Origin of the sequence: Pseudomonas sp. EA_35y_Pfl2_R5, from assembly GCF_963970805.1 — a bacterium.
GTDB lineage: Bacteria > Pseudomonadota > Gammaproteobacteria > Pseudomonadales > Pseudomonadaceae > Aquipseudomonas.
Window position 1 is genome coordinate 64,317 of the sequence record NZ_CAXAOW010000012.1, and the last position, 21,712, is coordinate 86,028.

Annotated in this window: 21 protein-coding genes and 1 pseudogene; 5 read left to right on the forward strand and 17 right to left on the reverse strand. The window is 62.2% G+C overall.

The window, feature by feature from the left end; genetic code table 11:
* The 5 genes from AACX99_RS17610 to AACX99_RS17630 all read right to left on the reverse strand — a co-directional run bounded on the left by AACX99_RS17610 (position 1) and on the right by AACX99_RS17630 (position 6,251).
* Positions 1-825 carry an ABC transporter ATP-binding protein gene (locus AACX99_RS17610; RefSeq protein WP_339413720.1) on the reverse strand — a complete coding sequence of 275 codons (825 nt, stop codon included), beginning with the start codon at positions 823-825 and terminating at the stop codon, positions 1-3.
* A complete protein-coding gene (locus AACX99_RS17615; protein ID WP_339413721.1) occupies positions 825-1,868 on the reverse strand; it encodes a FecCD family ABC transporter permease in 1,044 nt (347 codons plus the stop codon). Before AACX99_RS17615 ends, AACX99_RS17610 begins: the two co-directional genes overlap by 1 nt.
* Before the next feature lie 2 nt (positions 1,869-1,870).
* Positions 1,871-2,908: a FecCD family ABC transporter permease gene (locus AACX99_RS17620; protein WP_339413722.1), complete on the reverse strand. Its 1,038-nt coding sequence runs from the start codon at positions 2,906-2,908 to the stop codon at positions 1,871-1,873.
* A 71-nt stretch (positions 2,909-2,979) separates the two neighbouring features.
* Positions 2,980-4,968, reverse strand: a complete 1,989-nt coding sequence (locus AACX99_RS17625; RefSeq protein WP_339413723.1) for a TonB-dependent receptor domain-containing protein — start codon at positions 4,966-4,968, stop codon at positions 2,980-2,982.
* Between the two features lie 62 nt (positions 4,969-5,030).
* Positions 5,031-6,251 carry an MFS transporter gene (locus AACX99_RS17630; RefSeq protein ID WP_339413724.1) on the reverse strand — a complete coding sequence of 407 codons (1,221 nt, stop codon included), beginning with the start codon at positions 6,249-6,251 and terminating at the stop codon, positions 5,031-5,033.
* Between the two features lie 109 nt (positions 6,252-6,360).
* Between AACX99_RS17630 and fhuF the strand changes: the two genes are divergently transcribed.
* Positions 6,361-7,215: a siderophore-iron reductase FhuF gene (fhuF, locus tag AACX99_RS17635; protein ID WP_339413725.1), complete on the forward strand. Its 855-nt coding sequence runs from the start codon at positions 6,361-6,363 to the stop codon at positions 7,213-7,215.
* A 13-nt stretch (positions 7,216-7,228) separates the two neighbouring features.
* Here fhuF and AACX99_RS17640 read toward each other — a convergent pair whose 3' ends face one another.
* The 3 genes from AACX99_RS17640 to AACX99_RS17650 all read right to left on the reverse strand — a co-directional run bounded on the left by AACX99_RS17640 (position 7,229) and on the right by AACX99_RS17650 (position 10,415).
* The gene (locus tag AACX99_RS17640; RefSeq protein ID WP_339413726.1) at positions 7,229-8,044 is read right to left on the reverse strand and encodes a carbon-nitrogen hydrolase family protein; all 816 of its coding nucleotides are present in this window, start codon (positions 8,042-8,044) and stop codon (positions 7,229-7,231) included.
* A 66-nt stretch (positions 8,045-8,110) separates the two neighbouring features.
* Entirely contained in the window at positions 8,111-9,229 is a 1,119-nt protein-coding gene (locus AACX99_RS17645; RefSeq protein ID WP_339413727.1) for a DmpA family aminopeptidase, read from the reverse strand.
* A gap of 70 nt (positions 9,230-9,299) precedes the next feature.
* Positions 9,300-10,415, reverse strand: coding sequence for a polyamine ABC transporter substrate-binding protein (locus AACX99_RS17650; protein ID WP_339413728.1), 1,116 nt, complete (start codon positions 10,413-10,415; stop codon positions 9,300-9,302).
* A 110-nt stretch (positions 10,416-10,525) separates the two neighbouring features.
* On the opposite strand from AACX99_RS17650, the gene AACX99_RS17655 reads away from it, so the two are divergent.
* Entirely contained in the window at positions 10,526-11,296 is a 771-nt protein-coding gene (locus AACX99_RS17655; protein WP_339413729.1) for a helix-turn-helix transcriptional regulator, read from the forward strand.
* 171 nt (positions 11,297-11,467) lie between these two features.
* Positions 11,468-12,346, forward strand: a complete 879-nt coding sequence (locus AACX99_RS17660) for a YihY/virulence factor BrkB family protein (RefSeq protein ID WP_339413730.1) — start codon at positions 11,468-11,470, stop codon at positions 12,344-12,346.
* Positions 12,347-12,474: 128 nt separating this feature from the next.
* On the opposite strand, the gene AACX99_RS17665 is transcribed toward AACX99_RS17660, so the two are convergent.
* Positions 12,475-12,876, reverse strand: coding sequence for a hypothetical protein (locus AACX99_RS17665; RefSeq protein WP_339413731.1), 402 nt, complete (start codon positions 12,874-12,876; stop codon positions 12,475-12,477).
* Positions 12,877-12,960: 84 nt separating this feature from the next.
* On the opposite strand from AACX99_RS17665, the gene AACX99_RS17670 reads away from it, so the two are divergent.
* Positions 12,961-13,404, forward strand: a complete 444-nt coding sequence (locus tag AACX99_RS17670; protein ID WP_339413732.1) for a hypothetical protein — start codon at positions 12,961-12,963, stop codon at positions 13,402-13,404.
* Positions 13,405-13,485: 81 nt separating this feature from the next.
* A complete protein-coding gene (locus tag AACX99_RS17675) occupies positions 13,486-13,989 on the forward strand; it encodes a cupredoxin domain-containing protein (protein ID WP_339413733.1) in 504 nt (167 codons plus the stop codon).
* 70 nt (positions 13,990-14,059) lie between these two features.
* On the opposite strand, the gene AACX99_RS17680 is transcribed toward AACX99_RS17675, so the two are convergent.
* The 8 genes and pseudogenes from AACX99_RS17680 to ligD form a co-directional block, all read right to left on the reverse strand.
* The gene (locus AACX99_RS17680; RefSeq protein WP_339413734.1) at positions 14,060-14,431 is read right to left on the reverse strand and encodes a glutaredoxin family protein; all 372 of its coding nucleotides are present in this window, start codon (positions 14,429-14,431) and stop codon (positions 14,060-14,062) included.
* Between the two features lie 148 nt (positions 14,432-14,579).
* Positions 14,580-14,906: pseudogene (locus tag AACX99_RS17685) on the reverse strand (thiamine pyrophosphate-binding protein); the annotation flags it as partial.
* 78 nt (positions 14,907-14,984) lie between these two features.
* On the reverse strand, positions 14,985-15,890 hold the full coding sequence (locus AACX99_RS17690) for an SDR family oxidoreductase (protein ID WP_339413735.1): 906 nt from the start codon (positions 15,888-15,890) through the stop codon (positions 14,985-14,987).
* Positions 15,891-16,094: 204 nt separating this feature from the next.
* Positions 16,095-16,775 (reverse strand): glycosyltransferase, encoded by a 681-nt coding sequence (locus AACX99_RS17695; RefSeq protein WP_339413736.1) that lies wholly within the window; start codon positions 16,773-16,775, stop codon positions 16,095-16,097.
* Complete coding sequence (locus tag AACX99_RS17700; protein WP_339413737.1) at positions 16,772-17,371, reverse strand: class I SAM-dependent DNA methyltransferase; 600 nt, start codon at positions 17,369-17,371, stop codon at positions 16,772-16,774. Before AACX99_RS17700 ends, AACX99_RS17695 begins: the two co-directional genes overlap by 4 nt.
* Positions 17,368-18,132 carry a PIG-L deacetylase family protein gene (locus AACX99_RS17705; protein WP_339413738.1) on the reverse strand — a complete coding sequence of 255 codons (765 nt, stop codon included), beginning with the start codon at positions 18,130-18,132 and terminating at the stop codon, positions 17,368-17,370. Before AACX99_RS17705 ends, AACX99_RS17700 begins: the two co-directional genes overlap by 4 nt.
* A complete protein-coding gene (locus tag AACX99_RS17710; RefSeq protein WP_445261886.1) occupies positions 18,129-19,148 on the reverse strand; it encodes an acyl-CoA dehydrogenase in 1,020 nt (339 codons plus the stop codon). Before AACX99_RS17710 ends, AACX99_RS17705 begins: the two co-directional genes overlap by 4 nt.
* A 41-nt stretch (positions 19,149-19,189) precedes the next feature.
* Entirely contained in the window at positions 19,190-21,712 is a 2,523-nt protein-coding gene (ligD, locus tag AACX99_RS17715) for a DNA ligase D (RefSeq protein ID WP_339413739.1), read from the reverse strand.

Here is a 21,712-nt window from a genome sequence, read left to right on the forward strand (position 1 = left end):
TTAGTCCTGTGCAGAGTGGATGGGTTTGCGCCGGCGCGGCACGACCACCGGCGCACCGTCATCGGGCGCCGCGAGGATGTCTACGTCGGTGTCATAGAGTTGGTCGATCAGGGCCTTGTTGATCACCTCACGGGCCGGGCCCATGGCGGCGATGCGGCCGTTATCCAGGGCGATAATTTCATCGCAGTAGCGCGCGGCCACGCCCAGGTCGTGAATCACGATCAGCACGGTGCGGCCCTCGCCGACGATATTCAGCACCGCCTCCATGACCTCGGCCTGGTGGCCGATATCCAGGGCGCTGGTGGGCTCGTCGAGCAGCACCAGCTCGGTGTTCTGCGCCAGGATCATGCCCAGCCAGGCGCGCTGGGCCTGGCCGCCGGACAGCGAGGAGGCGACCTGTTGCCAGATGTCCTGCAGTTGCATGGCGTCGCGAGCACGGGCGACTTGCAAGGCGTCTTCTTCGCTCCACTGGTTGAACCAGCCCTGGTGCGGATGACGGCCGTATTGCACCAATTGTTCGACGCGAATGCCTTCGGCCATCACCGGGCGTTGCGGCAGAAAGGCCAGCTCGCGGGCGAGGGCTTTCATTGCGTAGCGTTGCAGTGGCGTGCCGTTGATTTGCACCTCACCGCCTTGCAGCGGTAGTTGCCGCGCCAGTAGTTTGAGCAGGGTGGATTTGCCGCTGCCGTTGGGCCCGACAATGCCGATCAGCTTGCCCTTGGGCAGCTCGAACGAGATGTCCTGCAACACGCTTTTACCCGGGTAGGCAAAGCTCAGCTTGTGTGCGCGCAACTGCGCAGGAGCGGGCGGGGCTAACGGCGTCATCAATCGGAACCCTTGCGGTCTTTGAGCAACAGGATTAGCAACAGAACACCGCCGAGCAGGCGGGTCATGATCCCGGTGGGAATTTCTTCGGGTTGGGCTAGCAGACGCGACAGAGTGTCGCTGCCCACCAGTAACACCGCGCCGCACAGCGCGGCCAGCCAGATTGGCGCGAGGTGATCACGGCTCAGCCAGGAGGCGATGATCGGTGCGGCCATGGCGATAAACACCACCGGCCCGCCGATGGCGGTGCCCAGCGCGGCCACCAGAATCGCCACACCAAGTACCGCCAGTTGCAAGGCGGCGACCTTGATGCCGAGGTTCTGCGCGGTGGCTTCACCAAAGCGCAGCAGCGCCAGCGGGCGATTGAGCCAGGCCAGCAGCGGACACAGCGCCAGCAGAATCAGCGCAATCGGGACGACCGTTGAATAGCTGGCTCCGGCGAAATGGCCCATGGTCCATAGGTAAATGCTACCCAGGTGCACCAGCGGCTGCGTGGCCATCATAAAGTCACCGATGGCGCCGAGCAGTTCCGACAGGGCGATGCCTATCACGATAAACAGATAGCCTTGCTCGCCGGGGCGGCGGCACAAGACGAACAACGCCACGGCGGCCAGTGCCGCCCCCAATGGCGAGGCCCACCAGGGCCAGCTGCCGACGGTCAGATACAGGGCGAAACCGATCACCGCCAGCGAGGCACCTTCGTTGACGCCGATCATGTCCGGAGTGGCCAGACGGTTGCGCACCAGGGTCTGGATCAGGCAACCGGCCATGCCCATGGCAAGTCCGGCGACCACTACGGCGGCGACCCGTGGCATGCGGATCTTGAACACCATGATGTCATTGAGCTTGCTGCCCTGGCCGCCCAGGGTGGCCAGCACATCGGTCACGCCCATGCGCCCGGAACCGAGGCTGATGGCCGCGACTACCAACGCAAGTAACACCGCCAGCATCAGCAGGCTGAGTAGCCAGGTGCGCCGGTGCAGCAGCAGGCTGACTGGCCCCAGGCGCAGGTGCCAGAGTCCGGAAGGATGCTTCGATGACATGTCTATTTCACCGCCAGCAAGGAACGGAAGCCGCCGCGTAACACGATGGCGATCAAGGCCGGCGCGCCGAGCGCAGCCAGCAGGGTGCCGACTGGCAGCTCAAAGGGTTGCACCAGCCAGCGCGCGAGGATGTCGGCGGCGAGTAGAAAGAGCATGCCGAACAGGCTGGAGAACAGCAGCTGGCGCAGCAGCGCCACCGGTTCCAGCAGCCGCGCGCAGTAGGCCGCGAGGAAGCCGACAAAGCCAATTGGACCTGCCAGGGCGATGGCGCAGGCGGTCAGCAGGGTGGCGGCGAGCAGCACGCCGATGCGCACCCAGGTGGTGGAAATGCCCAGGGCGCGGGCCTGGCTGTCGCCCATCTGCATCAGCGTCAGTTGCCGGCACAGCAGAATCGCGAGTACCAGGCCGAGCAGGGCCATGGGGCTGACTGTGATCACGGCTGACAGCTCGGAAGCCGACAGCGAGCCCAGATTCCAATAGCGAAACTGCTCTAATGCGACGCGGGTCGAGAGCAGCAGAAAGTTGGCGATGCCGCCGAACACCGCCGCCAGCGCCATGCCGGCAAGGATCAGCTTGAGCGGGCTGGCCTGGCCGAGCATTACGCCAATGCCAAGCACCAGCAGGTTACCCAGCAGCGCCCCGGCACCGGCCCAGAGCAAATAGCCCTGGGTCGACTCGACGCCAAAGTAGATCAGCCCGATCACCAACCCGAACACCGCGCCGGCGTTAACGCCGAGCAGGCCGGGTTCGGCGAGCGGGTTACGTGTGGCGCTCTGCAGTAGGGTGGCGGCTAGCGCGAGACTGGCACCGACCAGCAGCGCGGCAAGGGTGCGCGGCAGGCGCAGGCTGTCCACCACCATGGCCAGCTTGTCATCGAGTAAGCGGGTAGGGTCGCCCAGTAGATAGCCGAGCACATCCGCCGCGCCGTACTGGCCCGCGCCCGTGGCCAGCGACAGCGCCAGCAGAGCGAGCAGCAGGACGCTGCCGGCGATCACTGCAATGCGCTGGCGGGTATCGAAGCCGTGGGGGCGTTTGTTCATGGGGCCGTCACAGAGAATTCGGGTAGCCCCGGCGACAAGCGTCGCCGGGGTACGGGTTGTTGCAGTGGGTGTTAGATGTCGTAGCTAAAGCCAAGGTAAAAGGTGCGGCCCATCAGGATATGGTCGGCTGACTGTGCAACTTCATCACGCTTGGTGTTGGTCATGTTGTTCAGGCCGGCCTTGAGCGTGAGCTCTTTGGTCGCTTGGAAGTTGCTGCCCAGGCTTAGAGTGGAATACGCCCCTGATTCGAAGCTGCCATTAACGCCCGGGCGCACGACTACCAGCATTTGACTGCCGGTGTATTGGTAGTCCAGGTTGAAGCCAAGCTGAGCCGTGGCTTGCCAGTCGAGGCCGATATTGGCGATGTGCTGTGGGGTGTAATTCAGCGGCTCGTCAGTATCGCGATTCTCGGCGTCGGAGTAGGTGTAGTTGGCGCGCGCGGCGAGAGCGTCGTTGAAGGCGTAACGGCCTTGCAGTTCGTAGCCCTGGATACGTGCCTTGCTGACGTTGGTGTAAGTCATCACTGGCGGCCTGTAACCTGCTGGTGGGTTCCAGCTGTCGCTGACGATCATGTCTTCGACGTCATTGTTGAAGAACATGATCCCGGCTTGCAGACGCTCGTTCTGATACTGGGTGCCCAGCTCATAGCTGACGGACGTTTCGGGTTTCAGGTCTGGATTGCCGACGATCTGGCACATGCCGCGGCAGGCCAACACGCTGTAGGTTTCGTCGGATTGAGGAATGTCCGGTGCCTTGAACGCCTTGCCGGCCCCGCCCTTGATCACCCAGTTGTCGGTCAGGTTATAGACGCCGTAGATGCGTGGGCTGAATTTGCCGCCGAAGGTTTCATGGTCATCCCAGCGTCCGGCAAGGGTGATATCGAGTGCACCCAGAGAGAACTCATCCTGCAGATAGACCGCCTGCTGATCGACTTCGGTCTCTGTGCCAAGGTTCTGGTTGTGTTCCAGGGTAGTTCGGCGGTACTCACCGCCTGCCGTAAGCAGATGGCTGCCGAGGGTGGTCGAGATCTGGCCGTCGAGGGTGTGGTTCTTTTGTTCCACTTCGCCCACGCGTCCACGCAGTGTCGTCATGATCTGCGAGTCGTCAGTCAGCTCGACGTCTTCGTAGTAGTAGCGCACGCGGGAGTTGAAGCTGTCCCAATTGCCGTTATGGCTCAGGCCAAAGGTGGTGCGCTGCATTTCTTGGATGTTGGTGATCAGACGTGATGCGGCAGGGGCGGTCGCGTTGTCCCAGCGCGCCTTGCGGGTGTCCTCGCGATGGCTGACGTCAAGGTCGATGCTTTGTTGCTCATCAAGCAGCCAGCTCAGCGAGCCCAGCGCGTTGGTGCCGCGGCGTTTTTCGGCTGCATCGGTGCCTTTGAGATTGAGCTGGCTGCTCTGCCAGGCCTCCTGGTCGGTGGACTCGAGTATCAGGTTGCCGAGCAAGGTGTTTTCGATCAGTGCACCGCTGAGGTAGCCACTGGTCTTCAGGTTGTCACCTTCTTCACCCTTGGTAGGGTTCTCATAACTTGCCGCCACACCGGCTGCGGTTGTGTTGGTGGGCTGACGCAGGATCACGTTGACCACGCCGCCCAGGGCGTCGGCGCCATACAGCGAGGACATCGGGCCACGGATCACTTCGATGCGCTCGACGGCGGCCATCGGGATCGACGACAAATCAAAGTCGTTGGCGTAGTTGGAGGTCAGGGCGTCACGCGAGTTTATGCGCCGACCGTTGACCAGCAGCAGGGTGTAGTCCGAATCCATGCCGCGCAGTTTGATCTCCTTGCGGCCATAGGCCGAGGAGGTGTTGATATGTACGCCGGGCAAACGCTTCACCGCATCGGCCAGGTCATAGACCGGCATTTTGTCGAGCTCGGCGCGGGTCACGACGGACACGCTGGCTGGGGCGCTGAGTTGGCTGTGCGCGGTTTGCGAGGCGGTAACGACGCTGTCTTCCAGCTTGACGGTGTTGTCGGCGAGTGCCGCGAACGGCAACAGACCGCCGAGCACGCCGACAGAGATGGCGTGACGACGATTGATGTTTCTGACAAGAGACATGACAGGTTCCATTTTTAGTAAATGTTGGCTCGTTTGCAGCTGATCACTGGTGCTCGGCGGGTTCAGCCCGCCTGTGTTGTTATGTGTGCTTGGTGGTCGACAGCCTCGCGTCGCTTGATGCCACGTTGGAGCAGCCACATGCCCGCCCCCGTGAATAAGCCGATGACGACATAGACGCCGCTAAGTTGCTCGAAACCTTGCAGCTGGTTGTCCACTCCGGTGCTCAGGTAGAACGCCGAGAACAGGCTGCCGAGCCCGGCGGCGACATTGCTGACGGTGCCCTGAAACGCCATAAACGCGGCGCGCTGATGCGGCGGGGGGATCGCCGCAGCGATGGTCATGCTGCTGTTGGTGCGCACGGCGCTGGCAGCCATAAACACGACGAAGACCAGATAAATCGACAGGCCAATGGGTGTGGCGAAACCCAGCAGCGTGGTCAGGGCTAAGCCGAAGCTGCTGAGCAGAATCACCGTCAGCGCGTGACCCCGGTCAATCCAGATACCGCCCAGGCGCATGGCGGCCAGGCTGGCCAGGCCGCCATAGAGAAACAGCAGGCCGATCTGCTCACGCGGAAAACTCAGATTGAACTGGAAGTAGTTGGAGAAATGCGGCACCAGCAGAAAATGACCGAATACCTGCAGCGCGGTGATCGCCAGGGCACCCAGGCACAGCGGTGATTTCAGTAGCGGCAAAACCGAGCCGCTGGGGCGCGCGTTGCTGACCGGGATGTGCAACAGCAGGTGACACAGCAACGCCAACGCCAGGCCCAGGCCGCCGAAGATGATAAAGGGCGCTTGCCACGTCCAGCGCAGCGCCAGTTCCAGAGCCAGGGGCACCACCACAATGGCCGCGAGGGAAAAGCCCATGCCGATATAGGCAAGTTTTCGCCCACGTTCGGCCGGCGGGATGATATCGAGCATGGTCGCCATTAGCAGCGCGCCCATGGGCCCGGCAACTAGGCCGGAGAGCACAAACAACAGAATCAGTTGCTCGGCATTGCTGGTTAGGGCGCAGGCCATCAGCAAGGCGAAGCGTAGGGTCAGAAGGACCACCAACGCCTGTTTGCGTTTTAGGCGATCCAGCCAGGGGGCGGCCAGGGCCATGCTTAGGGCCGATGCGAGCGTGGCACCGCCGCTGATATAGCCGACATGACTGGCTTGCATACCGAGGTGACGAACCAGGTCCGGACCGAGAGGCATCACCATCATCAGACTGCCGATGGAAAGCAGGTTGATCAGCATCGCCAGATGCACAGCTGCTTTCGGGTGTCCTACGTCATCCATGGGTCTAACTGCTCTAGATTTGGCGCGGGCTGCATCTTAAGTAATGAAACAGTATTTCGCAAACGCTAATCGTTAGCGTTACTATTGGCCTTTTTGACGAGTAAAGGCATTGCGCGCCAAGGATTTTCCCGAGAACAACGCTGCGCCTGAGCCGCAGCGTTTGTCTGTCATGGCTGACCAAGCGACCCCAACGGATACCCACGTGGCAGGGGAGATGCTGTCCGGGCTGGCCACGCTGTTCAGTGGTGATCTGGCGCGTTACCGCAATGTCTTGGTGGCGGCGGATGATCCGCGTGAGGCCATCAGTGGTGTGGAATTTCTTCAGCCACAGACGTTGAGTGCCTTGATGGCGCGCTTCCGTCCACAATTCGCCGCGGCAGATCAGCGCGGCTTGGCCTCGATCTGGGCCAATCAATACTTTATGCGTCTGTTTCCACCGGTGATCAGTGCGGCGCTGTTACTGGATCAGCGCATGCCGCTGCAGCTCGAGCAGCTGTCGATCGTCGTTGACAGCGAAGGCTTACCGCTGGTGTTCAAGCTGCCCGGGCCATGTGAGCCGCTGCCATCGCCGCAAAATCCCTTTGAACGCTTTGCTCATCTGCTGGATGACAATCTGCAGCCGTTTATCCAGGCGCTCTGTGCCCATACCGGGGTATCCGCGAAGGTGCTCTGGAGCAATGCCGGCAACTATTTCGAGGCCTGGCTTGGGCAGCTGCAAAAACGCAGCGATCAGCCACAGCTACTGCTTGATGGCGAGCGCTTGCTGAGCACCGCGCAGCGCCCAGATGGCTCGCGCAACCCGCTGTACGCGCCGATCCGTTATATCGATATCGAGCACGCCGACGGTCAGGTGCGCCCGTGGCGGCAGCGCCGTATGTGCTGCATCCGCTACGTGCTGCCTGGGGTGGAACTGTGTCCCAACTGTCCACGTTTGAAGCAGCCTTATGCTGCACGTGTTTCGTAGCGGCGGCAGCCGGCTAGGTAATTAACCATTCGCGGCGCCCACCGGGGTGTTCGATCAGCTCGCCAGTCAGCCGCAGGCGGCGGTCGTTGAGGTAGTTGTAATCGCGGCGGGCGGCTTGTAGCTGGTCGAAGTCCAGGCTGACCAGTTGTCGGCATTCGTCGCGGCCGGCTTCGTACAGCACCCGGCCGAAGGGATCGACCACGGCGCTGCCGCCGGCGAATACCAGATCGTTATCACCAGTGCCTGCACGATTGACCATCACGGCAAACGCCTGGTTTTCCTGGGCGCGTGCCATGATTGCGGTGCGGTGGACGGGGCCGTAGGGATCCATATTGCCGTTGGTGATCAGGATCAGCTCGGCACCCAGCTGGCCCAGCGCGCGGGCTGTTTCCGGCAGTTCGATGTCGTAGCAGATCAGCAGGCCGACGCGCACGCCGCGCCAGAGCACCGTGGTAAAGCGATCACCCGGTACGAACAGCCCGCGTTCATCGGGCCACAGGTGGGTTTTGCGGTAGCTCAGGGCAATGCCTTCCGGCGTCACCAGCACCGAGGTGTTGTAGAAGGTGCCGGCGTCATTTTCCGCCAGACCTAACACCACTGCGACATTGCGCTCACGGGCGGCGCGTTGCACCGCCTGCAGGCTCGGGCCATTGAGCGGCTCGGCAACTGCGGCAAGTTGCTCGGCGTTAACAAAACCCGTTAGCTGGGTTTCGGGAAACACCAGCAGGTCCGCATCGTCGGCACAGCTGGCGATGGCCTGTAGCGTGCGCTGCAAGTTGTAGGCGGTGTCGCCATCGCGACCGGCCAGTTGCATCAATTCGATCTTCACAAGCGCTCCTTAGGTGTTGCGGCGGGCTGCCCATCTCGCAGCCCTCCATAAGTGTTAACGCGCTGGTTATTGCGCGCCAGGCCAGCCGGCTTTTTGCAGGGCTTCGAGCAGGGTTTCGCGGTCCAGCCCCTGAACTCTATGTCCATTGCCTTCCATCGTATTGGCCGCCAGCAGCGCATTGATAATGGCTTCCTCAACGGCCTCTGAGGCAGCGAGGAACAGGTCGCCGATATGGTCATTGTTGACCATGCGCAGGCCGTCGCAGGTGAACGCACCTTTGCGCTCATAGGCGGTGGCCTCAATCTGCTGGTTACCAGTGGAGAAGGCGATAAAGATATCGCCGCTGCAATCCTCATTGCCGCCGCCGGTGCGGGCGATACCGATGCTGGCGCGCTGGGCCAGGCGTGTGCACTGGTGCGGCAGCAGCGGTGCGTCGGTGGCGAGGCAAACTACGATCGAGCCCATGCCGGGATGCGGCAGGTCGGCGCGCAGGAAGGGTGAAGTGGCTTTTTCCATATAACGCCCCACCGGATAACCATCCACGCGCAGTTCACGGCGCGTGCCGTGGTTGGCCTGGACGATGGCACCGACTGTCCAGCCGCCTTGCGCCGCGCTCAGGCGACGTGAAGCCGTGCCGATGCCGCCCTTGTATTCGTGGCAGATCATGCCGCTGCCGCCGCCGACCGCGCCTTCGGCTACCGGGCCGCTCTTGGCGGATTCCAGCGCCTCGGCGACATGCTCGGGGCGCACGTGAAAGCCGTTGATGTCATTGAGCAGGCCGTCGAAGGTTTCCAGCACCACCGGCATATTCCAGTACAAACGCCCATCCGCGGGCTGCTTCTTTCGGTCCAGGGCGATCAGCGCATCGCGCACTACACCGATGCTGTGGGTGTTGGTAAAGGCTATCGGGCTGGTCAGCAGTCCGGCTTCGCGAATCCACTCCAGGCCGGTGGCGTCGCCATTGCCGTTGAGGATATGCACGCCGGCAAAGCACGGCTGCTCGGTGGTGGAATCGGGGCGCGGTTCGATCACCGTGACCCCGGTGTTGATGTCGCGGCTCGCGGCGTTGCGCCCACGTATATCGCAGTGGCCGACGCGCACGCCGGGTACATCGGTGATGGCATTGAACGGGCCAGGCTGCAGTTGGCCGAACTGGATATGCAGATCGCGGGCACGGGGCTTCATTGTTTCTCTCATGGTCTTTCTCACTGCTCTTTCTCAATAGCGGGGTTATTGCAAACGAGGTTTGGCTGACTCAGCGGCCGCTCTTGACCTTGCTCCACACGCGGGTGCGGATGCGTTCGGCCTTCATTGGCAGAGGCTGCAGGCTGAACAACCTGGCCATGGCTTCTGCCGGTGGATAAACCGCCGGATTGCTGCGGGTTACCGGGTTGAGCAGGGCCGTGGCGCTACGGTTGCCGTTGGGGTAACGCAGGTAGTCGGTAATCGGCGCGACCACTTCCGGGCGCAGCAGGTAGTCGATAAAGGCCCAGCCCTGTTCGGGATGCGGCGCGTCCTTGAGCAGTACCAGGGTGTCGAACCACGCCGGCGCGCCTTCTTTCGGCAGGCTGTATTCGATGTGCACACCGTTGTTGGCTTCTTCGGCGCTGGCCTTGGCATCGAGCATGCCGCCGGCCCAGCCCACAGCAACGCAGATATCGCCGTTGGACAGGTCGGTAATGAACTTCGACGAGTTGAAGTAGGCGATATGCGGGCGCAGCTTGAGCAGCAGCGCTTCGGCCTGCTGGTAGTGCGCCGGGTCTGTGCTGTTGGGCGGCAAGCCCAGGTAATTCAGCACAATCGGTAGAATCTCAGATGGCGAGTCGAGCAGGGCGACGCCGCACTGGCTGAGCTTGGCCAGATTGTCTTCCTTGAACAGTAGGTCCCAGGAATCGACCGGGGCGTTGTCACCGAGCGCAGCGCGCACCTTGTCGACGTTGTAACCGATGCCGTTGGTGCCCCACATATAGGGCACGGCGTAGCGGTTGCCGGGGTCGTTGTTGGCCAGCTTGGCCAGCAACTCCGGGTCCAGATGCTTGAGGTTGGGCAGCTTGGTCGGGTCCAGCGGCTCAAGTACGCCGGCCTTGATCAGGGTCGGCAGGCTGAAGTTGCTCGCCACCACCACGTCGTAACCACTGCGGCCGGTGAGCAGCTTGCTCTCCAGGGCCTCGGCGCTGTCGAAGGTGTCGTAGATCGGCGTGATGCCCAGGTCGCGCTTGAAGTCAGCGAGGGTGGTGGGGCCGATATAGTCGTACCAGTTGTACACATGCACGGTTGGCGTAGCCGCTGCGGCTGTTGCTATCGACGTCGACAGGCAGAGGCTGAGTCCAAGGACGATTGCAAGGTTGAGATGCGCGTGCTGACGACGCATGATGCGGCACTCCTGGCCTGCTGCAGGCCGGTTGATTCAGGAGACCCCAGGCTAGTGCCGCGCCGGGGTCAGACCAATTCCCATCACGGGTTACGCGAAAGGGGTAGTCAGTGGACGCCTTGTTGAAAGAGTTGCCCATGCACCAGAGCCTGGCGCGGATGTTCGCCGCCGTTGGTCAGGACAACTTCTGGCGCAGCCTGGTGGACACCCTGCGCCTGCTGGTGCCGCTGGACAACGCCCTGGTGACTCTGATGCAAACAGGCCGGGTGCCCACGCTGCTGGCCGATTTTGAGTTTCGTGCCGAGGTGGATGAGCGCGAGGGTCTGGCCGACTACTGCGCCGGCATGTATTTGCTCGACCCCTTCTACCAGGCCGCCTGCAACGGCATCGCCGATGGCCTGCACAGCCTTGAATCGGTCGCCCCCGATCAGTTTCAGCACAGCGAGTACTACCTGAGCTACTTCCACCCGGTGATCGGCATCGGTGAGCTGCAGTTCTTCTGCACCCTCGACGGCGTGGTGCTGGGCCTGTCGCTGGGGCGCGCCACCGCCTTTAGCGCCGAGGAGCAAGGGCGTTTGCTGTGTGTGCGTGACTGGGTGTTGGCGGCCATGCGCCGACATGTGCAGCTGCTACCACCTGAGGGTAAGGTCGCTCCGGCGGCGGGCGACCTGCTGGCATTGCTGGACAGCCTGGATGCGCGCCTGACGGAGCGGGAAATCGAAACCGCGCGCCTGATCCTGCAGGGCTTTTCCAGCAAGGCCATCGCCCAGCGCCTGGGCATTTCCCCGGAAACGGTGAAGGTGCACCGGCGCAACCTTTACAACAAACTCAACGTCAGCGGTCACGCCGAACTGTTTGCCCTGTTGCTGCACCCGCGTTGAGCTGCAGCCTTAGGCAACGCGGGTATTGGCGGGCGAGGGTAGTAGTTGATTAGATCCATGTCTGCCGAACTTCGCCGTGCGGGGTGATAGATATGCTCTGAACTCAGTGGCGTCAGGCCCGTTCCAAAATCTAGTGAGCAGCACGCGATCAAGCGATTTTGGGGAGGCGGTATGCGTTTTTTTCCAGATTTACAGGGCATCAAATTTGGCACGGTGATCAAGCGCACGGTGGCCGATTTCATCAAGGACGAGCTGCCGACCTATAGCGCGGCCTTGGCTTTTCAACTGTTCTTTTCGCTGTTTCCCTTCCTGCTGTTTCTGGTCGCGCTGATCAGCGTGCTGGATCTGCAACCCTTCTTCGACTGGCTGCGTCAGCAAGCAGCATTGATGATGCCGCAGACGGCGATGGAGCTGATTGACGCGGTCATCGAACAACTGCAGACGCAAAAGACAGGGCTGTTTTCCCTGGGTATCTTGCTGGCGCTATGGACGGCGTCTGCGGCGGTGCGCTCGGTGATGGACGCCACCAACAAGGCCTATGGAGTAAAGGAGGGGCGGCCGGCTTGGAAGCGCTTGCCGTTGTCGCTGCTCTACACGGTGGTGATTGCTGCAACCCTGCTCTTGGCGGCGGGCTTTATGGTGTTGGGGCCGCAGGTGCTGAGTTGGTTGGCGCATTATTTCGGTATCGAACAGCTGGTTATCGAGATTTGGACGTGGTTGCGCTGGCCGCTGGTGGTGGGGATGCTGATGTTGGTGGTGGCGGTGGTGTATTACGTTGCGCCGGATGTGCAGCAGGAGTTCAGGTTTATTACCCCCGGTTCGGTGCTCGCGGTAGTGGTATGGATAGGGGCGTCGCTGGGCTTTGGTTACTACGCGCAGAACTTCGCCAACTACAACGCCACATACGGCAGCATCGGCGCCATCATTATCTTCCTGATGTACCTGTATATCTCCTCGGCGGTGTTGCTGTTCGGCGCGGAGATGAATGCGGTAATTGAGCATCTTTCCCGCGAGGGCAAGGATGAGGGCGAGAAGACTATTTCGTCGTGATTGTTTAGTGCTGAGAATCGAGAAGAAATGGCAACTAACACTTGTTGGCTCTCACTAGACGCATTAATCGGCGCGCCGTGCAAACAGGGAGGTATGTGGTTACAAGCATCCGCGACCCAACCATAACTTCAAATATCCCGAAACAAGTCATGGGCGTTAAGCAAGTCGTAGGCAATCTGCGGACGTTTTTCCAAACCGCGCCGAATGGCGGTAGGAATCGCCTGACGAGTTTTGCGGCACAGCCCCGGCAGTTCATCGATCTGGATGGCGATGCCGCGCATGCTGCGCACCTCATTAAAGCCGGGGGCGACGGCGACGCGCACGCCGAGTTGTTCGTAGATGCGCCGCTGCAGCTTTTCCAGGTCCGCCAGGCTTTCCAGGTTTTCCAGGCGCTCTAGCAGGCGCTTTTCCTCGTTGCGGGTGAGTAACAGGATGCGCACATCGCTGTTGGCTTGCTGCAACAGCTGCTCGCGCCCGCAATCGCAGGCACCGGGTGGGCAGGGTTGGCGCAAGGGTGGGGTGTTGGTCATGGGCTCCGATCATAGCCAGCTACGGGGGCTTTTGCCCATGCTCGGGTGTGGACAAATAGCCTGTTGGGCGGATAATCCGCCTCCATGCCACTGTCCACGATAACCTCCGCTGCTATGTGCTCACTGCGTACCGCTCTGATCTGGATGCTGATGCTCGCCCTCCCGGCGCAGAGCATGGCTGCCATCAGCATGCAGTTATGCGCGGTAACCCAGCAGAGCGGGTTGATGGCCCAGGCTGACCCGCAGATGGCGGCGTATCATCCCGGCGCAATGATCATGGCTCAGGCTGCCGAGGCTTCTGTTTATGGTGAACACCATCCCAGCGACAGCTCCAGTAAGTCTGTGTCTGCCGCCGATAACAGTCTGTGCAGCCTCTGCGCCTTCTGTGTCGGTGCGGTGGCTCTGAACGCTGTGGCTACCAGTAATACTCCACTGCAAGCGGTCGAGCCCTCTCTGGGGCGGCTGGATGAGTTTATCGGCTTTATCAGCGACCCCCTCGAACGTCCGCCGCGGTTATTTCTCGCCTGAAGATTGTCTTGCTGTCGCGGCTAGCTCTGTGGAGCGGTCTGCTCACAGCGTTTATTCAGTTTCTAATTCGAGAACGTAACCATGCATACCTCTTCAATTTCTGTCGCGTTGCTGTTGAGTCTGGGCCTTCTGCTGGAGGTCGATGCTGCGCTGGCTGCTGGCGAACATCACGGCGCACATCACGCGGCAGCGCCGGCCAAACAGCAGAAAGCCTGGGGTATTGTCGGAGAAGCGGAGCAGGTCAGCCGTACCATCGAGATCAGCATGAGTGATCAGATGCGTTTCAGCCCCGACCAGCTTGAAGTCAAGCAGGGCGAAACCATCCGCTTTATCCATCGCAATGAAGGGCAGGTAATGCACGAGTTTGTGCTCGGTACCTTGGCTGAGTTGCAGGAGCATGCTGCGATGATGGTGACATCAGCAGGCATGCAGCATGAATCAGCGGATATGACGCATGTTGCACCGGGACAGCGGGAGGAGGTTATCTGGACCTTCAACCGTGTTGGTGAATTCGACTTTGCCTGCCTGATTCCCGGCCACTACCAGGCCGGTATGGTGGGTAAGGTGCGGGTGTTGGCGAACTGAATACATTGGGTTGAGTGATCAACCATATCGCTGAAACAACCGGGGCAGCTTAGCGGCCCCGGTTGTTTGTTCAGGCTGCCGCGAAGCGCTCGTCGAGATAAGCGATGATCGCCTTGGATTCATACAGCCAGGTGCTTTGGCCGTTTTCTTCGATACGCAGGCACGGCACCTTGATCTTGCCGCCTTGTTGCTCAAGCTCGCTGCGCGCCTGTGCGTCGTTTTTCGCGTCGCGCAGGGCCACGGGCACATTCAGCTTGTGCAGGGTGCGGCGGGTTTTCACGCAGAACGGGCAGGCGTGGAACTGATACAGCGCGAGGTTGCTGGCGTTTTTCTCGACCGCAGCCTGAGCTTCGCTGGTGCGTTTGAGTTTGGCCGGGCGGCTGATCCAATCGAGGAAGACGATCAACTGGCCGAGGCCGATGCGCAGTGCCTTGATAATCATGCGGGAGCAAACCTTGAGTCGATAAACAGGGGCGCGCAGCTTACCCGAGTTTCCCCGCCTTGGCGTAGCGGCTGCGCCCAACGGCAAACCGCGATCAGCTTGGTAGCGCTCCCGCACTGTGCGAATGCTGCGGTCCACCAGGTGGCTAGTGGCCGCCAAGGGCGTTGCGTGCTTGTTGGCCGACGATGGCCAGCACCGGCATAGGATTCATACGCGCATTGTAGAGATCGGTCAGCATGTGCGCGGCACCAGGAGCGGAAGTTGCGATGCCGACGCCCAGTTCGGCGGAAAGCTTGGCGTCGGCTGTAAAGGTCGCCATCTCCTCATGATGCGCCTGAGTAAAGCGGATCTCGCCTTCGGCGCTCGCTAGCGCGCCGAACACGCCGTTAATGCCGTCACCGGGATAACCATAGATACGGCGCACGCCCCACTGATAGAGGCGTTCAACGATGAACTCTGCAACTGTTGTGCTCATGGCTAATTCGCTCGATCTTCAGCCCCGAAAGACGGGGCTGGATAACGTGAGTCGTGTCGCTGCCCGTGCCCCGGCTGTTCAAGGCAGTGGGTTGCCGCCGGTAACGCCGAACACTTCGCCAGTGATGTAGCTCGATTCCTGGGAGGCCAGCAGTACATACAGCGGCGCGCATTCGGCCGGTTGACCCGGCCGCTTCATCGGCACATGGGCACCGAACGTGGGGATTTTTTCCGCGGGCTGGCCGTCGGTGGGCTGCAGCACGGTCCAGATCGGGCCAGGTGCAACAGCGTTGACGCGGATGCCCTGATCGATCACTTGCGACGCCAACGCCTTGGTGAAGGCAACGATGGCGGCTTTGGTCGAGGCGTAATCGAGCAGGGTTGCCGAAGGGTCGTAGGACTGGATCGACGCTGTATTGATGATCGTGGCGCCCGGTGGCATATGGGCCACGGCGGCTTTGCACAGCCAGAACAGCGCGTAGACATTGGTCTTGAAGGTGTGGTCGAACTGCTCGCTGCTCAGCTCACTGATGTGGTGCTGGGCGATTTGCTTGCCGGCGACGTTGACCAGAATATCCAGCCCGCCCAGCGCCTCTACGGCATTGCCGACCAGGGACTTGCAGAACGCTTCGTTCTTCAAATCACCGGGCAGAGCGATAGCTCGACGACCTTCGGCAGTGATCAGCGCCACGACCTCCTGGGCGTCGGATTCCTCTTCGGGCAGATAGTTGAGCACGATGTCCGCGCCTTCACGGGCATAGGCAATGGCCGTCGCTCGGCCGATGCCAGAGTCGGCACCCGTGATCAGGGCTTTGCGGCCTTTTAGCCGGCCGAACCCCACATAGCTTGCTTCGCCGTGATCCGGTTCGGGCCTCATCTTGCTGTCCAGTCCTGGCTCGGGTTGGTGCTGCGCCGGGAACTCCGGTTGTGGGTACTGCGTCAGGGGGTTCTGCATGCTGTACTGGTTGCCAGCATAACGTTTCATGGCAGTTCTCCTTGGTTAGTGGCTGTCACCTGCAGCCGCCAGAAACGCAAAGCCTCTGGCTGCGGGGTCGACTGGAGTCACTATTTAGGAGGAACAGCCTTGCCGCGAAGTTCACACCTTCGGAGCAGCGGTAGCGCCTCGCGCCGCTTGGTGATTACAGGCAGATGGCGTCGCCATCGCTGATCGGTTTCGCTTTGCGAGTTTTCAGCGCTGGCCGCAGCGATCCGCTTCCAGCGATTGCGCCAGACGCTGCAGGTAGTCGCCAAATCCGCCGTGCGCGCGGGAATCGCGGCGAGCGCTGGTGGCCACGCTATTGCTGCCACTCCAGACGATGCGCGCGCCAATGTTGTTCAGCGACTCGATCAGCCGCACATCCTCATGGGCGCGAAGTGGTGGAAACCCGCCGGCACGTTTATAGGCCTCAACGCAGATGCCAAGGTTGGCACCGTGTATATGGCGGTGACTGTCGCCTGGCTGGTAACGCTGGTGATACGCGCGTTGGACGGCCTCGTCATAGTCTTCCCAATCATCCAGGTGGACCGTGCCGCAGACCACGTCCGCCTCGTGTCGCAGCTGTTGCACTAGCCAGTCCGCAGCCACGCAGCTGTCGGCATCGGTGCAGGCCAGCCAGCGTGCGCCGAGGGCGATGCAGTGGGCTGCGCCAGCGCGTCTGGCCAGGCCGACGTTGTGCGCCGCAATGCTCAGGCTGATGACCTGATGCTGCTGGGTGATCTGTGCCGAAGCGTCGGTGCAGGCATCCAGCACCACCACGATGCATACCGGCTCGCCATGCAGTTCGGGGTGGCGGGCAGCGTTGTACAGCGATTGCAGACAACGGCCCAGTAGTGCTTCCTCATTGTGGGCGGGTACCACGACGCCGATCACAGGGCGACCTCGTGCAAATTCATGGCGAACGGTGAGGCGCTCCAAAGTTCCAGCACGAAGTCTTTCTCTTGGTGAAAGACGATTTGTTCGAACGGCAGCGTCTGCCGCAGCAACTGATGTACCTGCTCGCCGTCGAGCGGGCTGCCTTCGATGGGATGGCGCCAGTGACAGGCGAGCAGATGACCGCTGGGGCTAAGGCTGGCGATGCAGCGTTGCAGCAAGTCGGCCAGCGCCTGCCGGTCAAGGTAATAGCCAACCTCGCTGATTACGATCAGGTCAAAGCGCTGCTCTGGCCAGCACTGCGGCAGCTGCCCCGCGTAGACCTGTGCATGGGCACAATGCCCCAGGCGCTCGCGGGCCAGCGCGACTGCTCGTTGGCTGGCATCACAGCACAGCAGATGCTCGCAGCGTTGCGCCAACTCTGCGCTCAGCTCGCCGTTGGCGCAGCCCAGCTCAAAAACCCGCTGATAACGCTGGCGCGGCAGGGAGGCGAGCGTCAGCTGACGTTTGCGCGATTCGTACCAGCGGCTACGAAAGTGCCAGGGATCGTCGTTGGCGGCGTACAGCGCGTCGAAATAATCGGCAGGCAGGCTCATCGAAAGTACACCTCATAGGGCTGGGAAAAACGCGCAAGAGTGCGCTCGGTGAGTATCGGCGCCGCCCCGGTAGACGGGTCGGCCAGCAGCTGCGAGCGGTGCGCGCGCAGGGCAAGGCGCTTGCGGGCCAAGGTCTGCTCGTCGAGCTGGAACTTGCAGGCGCGTTCCCAGGGGATGCGCGAGTCTTCTGGCGTCGCCCAGTGCCATGCCCAGACCGGCATCTCGTAAAGCCTCGCGCCTGTGGTCTGGGCAACAGCGGCGGTGACGCGCCCGACCACGTCATGATCGCAGTGAGCGTCAGCGCGCCAGGTGGTGATGACATGGCTGCAGCCTGGCAGTGCCTGCTCAAGGTGCGCGCGCAGACGTGGCTCGTCGTGCGCCACCTTGCTGTCGAGCAGGTGCAGCCGTGCCCACTCGATGCGCTGCGCTGAGAGGCCCAGACACCGCAGTGCCGTGCGGCTTTCCCGCTGGCGGATTGCGCGCAGGCTATCTGCCGGCCAGAGCGTGGAGTGGGGGTGACTGCCTTCACCATCGGTGACGGCGACAATTTTGATCGGTACGTTCTTCGCCGCCAGTTGCGCGAGTAGCCCGCCGCAGCTCAGCACTTCATCGTCCGGGTGAGGCGCCACAATGGCCAGTCGCGAACCCGGGGCGATCAGCTCGTCGAGCGAGACCAGCGGCAGCGCGGCCAGCCGCTGCGAGCTGGCCCAGGCTTGGGCTGATGTGCCCTGGCCCTGAATCAGGTTGACGTGTTCGCTCACAGATTCCAGTCCTTGTCGCCGCGCTGCAGCCGCAGTTCACCCAGGCGTTCGAGATCACGCTCGGCATGGCTTTGGCGCAGAAACACCGGCAGGTCGGCGAGCAAGCGGGCGAAGTGCGGGTCGCGGCAGAAAGGGGCGGCGCCCAGCGCGCGGCCCGAGTGGCGCATGACCCGTTCCAGTGCCGCCTCTACTTGGGCGCGAACCAGGCGGGCAGGGTATTCGGCAGCCGCGCTGGGCTGCTTGTCGATCCAGCTGGCGCAGGCATATAGAGCCTGCCGAGCGCCGCTTAGCGCCGTATCCAGCGCGCCCAGGTGCGCCAGTGAATGTGGGTCGTCGCGCACGTTTCGCTGCACATGCCGGGCGATCGCCACGCCGGCGCCGTACCAGCAGGCGGCAATGCCGGCGCCACCATGCCAGAAACCGGGGCGTGCGGTATAAGCCCCCGGCTCACCAATACAGAGGGCACTGGCGCCATTGAGGTGGATCTCGAAGCTGGCGGCTGCGGCCATTCCTACCGCCTGCCAGCCCTCGCGGGTCACCGTTACGCCAGGCTGGTTGAGCGCCAGCGCCACCAACTGTGAGCGGTCCTGTTCGTCCCACACCGTCATCAGCGCGTGGTCGACATGCAAGGCGCCCGAGCACCAGGCTTTGCGTCCGCATAGGATCACGCAGTCAGCGTTGCGTGTGGCAATTTCCACCCGCGCCTGAGGCGGTTCTGCTGCCCAGACGGCCCATAATCCCGTCGCCGCTTCGCTGCTGCCAAGCTCTTGCAGAATGGCCCTGGCATCCGTGTGTGCTTCGTACAGTTTGAGCAGCGACAAGTCCGCGGCCGCTACCTTGGCCAGCATCTGCCAGCGCCGCAGGGTTTCCCCCCGGCCCGGCGCTGGCAGCTTATCCAGGCCTGCCGCCATTAGCGCACGCATCTGCTGCGGTACAGCGTCGTTGGCCTGCTCGCACGCACGCCGGCTAAATTCGTCTAGCGCGCGATCCAGTTGTGTGGGCTGCGCAGAGGCCACAAGGACAGATTCCTGATGGGTCACCGCTGTGCTCCTGGGGATCAAGGTGGGGTGGCGCCAAGCTTGTCCCACATGCCACGGTTGAGGCGCTGCTGATGGGTGTAGCCATGCCAGGGGTCGCGTTCGAGTTGCTCAAGGCGTTGCATGAGGTTGGCGACTGTCCACTGCTGCGCGCTGCGAACCTGGTCCAGCTCGTCACGACTGATCGGCACCGAAACCGGCAGCCCCGGGCGGGCGCGTACCGAGTAGGCCGCGACGGTACTGGCGCCGCGCGCATTACGCAGGTAGTCGATGAAGATCTTGCCGACGCGGTTCTTCGGCCCTGACGTTGCGGTAAACCGCTCCGGCAGTTGTTTGGTCATGAACTGTGCGATGGCTTTGGCGAAGGCCTTGACGGTGTCCCAGTCGGCGCGGCGCGCCAGTGGCACGACAATATGGATGCCCTTGCCGCCGCTGGTCTTGAGAAACGCCTGCAGGTTCAATTCGTCCAGTACGCCCAGGGTCAGGTGGGTGGCTTCGAGCATGCTGCGCCATGGCAACGCCGGGTCCGGGTCGAGATCAAGGACGAAGCGGTCGGGCGTGTCGATGCGCGTACTGCTGGCGCCCCAGGTGTGCAGCTCGATGCAGCCCATCTGCGCGGCGCCGATCAGCGCTGGCAGGCTGTCGATTTCCATAAGCGCCGCGTGGCCGGGGTCGAGCTTTTTGTCCAGATGCTTGATATGCGCAATGGCCAGATGCTCGGCATGCTTCTGGAAGAACTGCTCGCCTTCAACGCCGTCCGGCGCACGCACCAGCGACACCGGGCGCCCGTCCAGATGCGGCAGCAGCCAATCGGCCACGCTCTCGTAGAACTGCGCCAGTTGCAGCTTGCTGGTGCCGCTCTGCGGGTCGATCACCCGCTGTGCATTGCTGATCGCAACACCTGCGAGCACTGGCTTGCCGGCCGCGTTGGTGCTGGCGGGTTCGGCGGCTTTTTCCGGCTTGGCGTCAGGCCACTGGGGATGTTCACGGATGATTTGACTGGCCGGCTTGTCGCTGCGCAGGGCGAGAAAGCTGGCCTGGCGCACGATGCCTTCGCGCGTCCACTCGGCAAATTCCACTTCGCCCACCAGCTCCGGCTTGATCCAGTTGACCCCGCGGGCCTGCGCGCTGGTGAGTTTCTGCGCCAGTGGTGAATCGGCCTGCGCCAGTTTTTGCAAGCGCTGATGCAGCGTCTTCAGCGCCGCCTCGCCGAACCCGCTGCCCACACGCCCTGCATAGCGCAGGCCGGTGTCGTCATTTACCGCCAGCAGCAGCGCACCTAACCCGCTGCGGCTGCCCTTGGGCTGGGTAAAACCAACGATGACGAACTCCTGGCGCAGGCGGCACTTGAGCTTGATCCAGTCGGCGCTGCGCCGCGACACGTAGGTGCTGCCCATGCGCTTGCCGATCACACCTTCCAGTGACATGGCGCAGGCGCTGTCGAGAATGTCCTGGTGGTGCGCGTTGAAGTCGGCGGAGAAGCGCAGTGGGCCTTTTCGCGAGCCCGGCAGAAGCTGCTTGAGCTGGGCGCGGCGTTGCTCCAGCGGGGTTTGCCGCAAATCCTCGCCGTTGATAAAGGGCGCGTCGAACAGGTAGTAGACGAGGTCATGGCTGCGGCCGATATCGAAGGCGTTCTGCAGCTGCTGGAAATCCGGCAGGCCCATCTCGTTCAGCGCCACGACTTCACCATCGAGCCAGCTGTCGTGCAGGCCCAGCTTGGCCAGTGCCTCTGCCTGCAACGGCAGGTGTTCGCTCCAGTCATGGCCATTGCGGGTGAACAGACGCACCTCGCCATTGCTGATGCGGGCGAGAATTCGGTAGCCATCGAACTTCACCTCGTACGTCCAGTCGCCTTCCGGCGGCCGGTCGGTAAGGGTGGCCAACTGCGGTGCCAGGCTGGCAGGAAAGTCGCTGGCAGCGGCTGCGGGCTTAGGCGTGCTCGCGGCTTTTTTACCCTTGGCGGTTTTGCTCAGCCCTCCCACCAGTGCGCCACTGATAACGCTCTGCGGCTGTTCATTGACGATGTCGTACTCAGCGCTGGAGCGCGCCGTGTCGTCACGTTCCTTGATTAGCAGCCACTGTTCCTTGTCGCCACTGCCGCGCAAGCGGGTGCGAACCAGCGCCCAGTCGCCGTTCAACTTTTCGCCGATCAAGCTGAACTTGAGCTTGCCAGCCGCATAGGCACTTGCCGGGTCGTCATGTGGTTGCCAGACGCCTTGATCCCAGACGATCACATCGCCGGCACCGTAATTGCCCTCGGGAATGCTGCCTTCGAAGCTGGCGTAATCCAGCGGGTGGTCCTCTACATGCACCGCCAGACGCTTGTCGCGTGGGTCCAGGCTCGGGCCCTTGGGCACCGCCCAGCTCTTCAGGGTGCCGTCGAGCTCCAGGCGAAAGTCGTAATGCAGACGGCGAGCATCGTGCTTCTGAATCACGAAGCGCAGGGCGCCGGCCTTGCTGCCACGCCTGCGCGGCTGTTCACGGGGTTCGCTGGTCTGCTCGAAGTTGCGTTTGCGGTTGTAGTCACTCTGCGCCTTGGCCAT

Excerpts from the sequence above, each read along its gene's own strand:
- AACX99_RS17610 (WP_339413720.1), bottom strand. The coding sequence starts at position 825 with ATGACGCCGTTAGCCCCGCCCGCTCCTGCGCAGTTGCGCGCACACAAG.
- AACX99_RS17615 (WP_339413721.1), bottom strand. The coding sequence starts at position 1,868 with ATGTCATCGAAGCATCCTTCCGGACTCTGGCACCTGCGCCTGGGGCCA.
- AACX99_RS17620 (WP_339413722.1), bottom strand. The coding sequence starts at position 2,908 with ATGAACAAACGCCCCCACGGCTTCGATACCCGCCAGCGCATTGCAGTG.
- AACX99_RS17625 (WP_339413723.1), bottom strand. The coding sequence starts at position 4,968 with ATGTCTCTTGTCAGAAACATCAATCGTCGTCACGCCATCTCTGTCGGC.
- AACX99_RS17630 (WP_339413724.1), bottom strand. The coding sequence starts at position 6,251 with ATGGATGACGTAGGACACCCGAAAGCAGCTGTGCATCTGGCGATGCTG.
- AACX99_RS17645 (WP_339413727.1), bottom strand. The coding sequence starts at position 9,229 with ATGAAGCCCCGTGCCCGCGATCTGCATATCCAGTTCGGCCAACTGCAG.
- AACX99_RS17650 (WP_339413728.1), bottom strand. The coding sequence starts at position 10,415 with ATGCGTCGTCAGCACGCGCATCTCAACCTTGCAATCGTCCTTGGACTC.
- AACX99_RS17660 (WP_339413730.1), top strand. The coding sequence starts at position 11,468 with ATGCGTTTTTTTCCAGATTTACAGGGCATCAAATTTGGCACGGTGATC.
- AACX99_RS17665 (WP_339413731.1), bottom strand. The coding sequence starts at position 12,876 with ATGACCAACACCCCACCCTTGCGCCAACCCTGCCCACCCGGTGCCTGC.
- AACX99_RS17670 (WP_339413732.1), top strand. The coding sequence starts at position 12,961 with ATGCCACTGTCCACGATAACCTCCGCTGCTATGTGCTCACTGCGTACC.
- AACX99_RS17675 (WP_339413733.1), top strand. The coding sequence starts at position 13,486 with ATGCATACCTCTTCAATTTCTGTCGCGTTGCTGTTGAGTCTGGGCCTT.
- AACX99_RS17680 (WP_339413734.1), bottom strand. The coding sequence starts at position 14,431 with ATGATTATCAAGGCACTGCGCATCGGCCTCGGCCAGTTGATCGTCTTC.
- AACX99_RS17690 (WP_339413735.1), bottom strand. The coding sequence starts at position 15,890 with ATGAAACGTTATGCTGGCAACCAGTACAGCATGCAGAACCCCCTGACG.
- AACX99_RS17700 (WP_339413737.1), bottom strand. The coding sequence starts at position 17,371 with ATGAGCCTGCCTGCCGATTATTTCGACGCGCTGTACGCCGCCAACGAC.
- ligD (WP_339413739.1), bottom strand. The coding sequence starts at position 21,712 with ATGGCCAAGGCGCAGAGTGACTACAACCGCAAACGCAACTTCGAGCAG.